Annotated in this window: 1 protein-coding gene; it reads right to left on the bottom strand. The window is 46.2% G+C overall.

The annotated features are described in order from the left end of the window. The coding region (locus R8N46_RS24655; RefSeq protein ID WP_318189704.1) for a methyl-accepting chemotaxis protein at positions 1 to 1,489 on the bottom strand (1,489 nt) is incomplete at its 3' end. Positions 1,490 to 1,510 lie beyond the last annotated feature (21 nt).

Below are 1,510 nucleotides of genomic sequence, written 5' to 3'. Positions count from 1 at the left end.
AAATTGAGCCAATTTGACCACTCATCTTTTGCAGTTCAGAAACGGCAGACACAGACTCGTGAAGGCGCGTTTCTAGCTGATTGATAGTCGAAATGTTACTACTCATGACATTTCGGCCTTCTTCGGATGCAGACTCAACACGTTGAACCATTTCCAAAGAGCCTTGAGCGCTTTGCGCAACTTCTTGAACCGAGTGAGACATCTCGGTCATAGCCGTTGCCACGTTGGCGGTCTGCTCACGTTGTGCATTCAACTTAGATTGCGCTTGAGAAGACGTTCGTTCGTTGGTTGTCGCGGTCGAGGCTAAGTTTTCTGATGCTTCATTTAGCTTCACTAGAATGTCGTGCAAGCTGTCCGCTAACGTGTTGATATGGCCACTAACGCGGCTGAACTCGTTGTTAAAGCGAATATCAATACGTTGCGTCATATCGCCTTTAGTCAGGCTCTCTAGCGCATTGAGAATACGTGTTAATGGCTCACGCACACTTTGCGCGATGTGATAGCCGATAGCCGCAGCAAACAAAACCACAACTACACCAATCACAATCGCTTTCGTCACGCCAGCAGAGTAAATGTCACCGGCATCATCAAGAGATTCGTTTAGTTTGTCTGTTGCTGTCGTTGTGAATTGCTCAAGGATAGCCATCGTAGAATCGACTTTGTTAGCTAAGTTCGCAATGTTGTCGTACAGAGCTGCGCGAGCGTTGAGGTAGTTGTTGTGTTGGTCTAGCACACCACCACGCATACCTACGTCACGGGTAAATTGTTCTACGGATTCGCCAAAAGCTTTTTCTAACTCAGGAAGCTGAGTGACCAACCCACGGAATGCGTAGTTCAAGTGCGTTACTGCTTTACGGTTTTTCGTTACCGCTTGCGTAACAAACTCAGGATTGGAGCTGGCCAGCGCATCCGAAGTGATCACTTCGGCATCTTTGAGTTTGATGAAGTAGCTTTTCGCCATAACTTTCACTGAAATACTCGATTGGTCTGCAACGTATTCTTTCAGGCCAACAGAAAGTTCAGTGTTGAGTTTTTGAAAGCGGCGCGATGACTTCTGCACTTCTTCTTGTGCTGAAAACATTGCTTCATAGTTGTCCATTGCTTCGAGCGCTTCGGTAAAGTAGCTTTGCTCTAGCGTCTTCAGTTGAGAAAAAGGTTCGGCAAGAGAAGGGTAGATCTGGCTTGCTGATTCGAGCTGCGCCAAAGTGGATTCAAAACGTTGTTGAGATCTCGCAAACTCCTGACGCATTTCTTCCATGCGCTGTTTATTCTCAGTGGTCAGAAAATCTTTAAACGACTTGTCGGCTGAAAGCAGTTCCACACTGGTTTGGTTAGATAACGATACAAGGGGCAACGATGATTTAGAGACGGTTTCAAATTTACCGTGAATATCGTGCATTCCCCCCATCATAATGGCAATTGTGACAGCAAACAGGATGATGATCAGTGCAAAGCCGGCATACATCCTTTTAATAACTGAACCTCGCATAAGTGAGCTTCCTCTCCCAAA

The sequence above is a fragment of the Vibrio sp. 1874 genome (assembly GCF_033344395.1).
GTDB lineage: Bacteria > Pseudomonadota > Gammaproteobacteria > Enterobacterales > Vibrionaceae > Vibrio > Vibrio alginolyticus.
The sequence above is the reverse complement of the archived record's forward strand: the minus strand, read 5'-3'. Positions and strand labels throughout refer to the sequence as shown.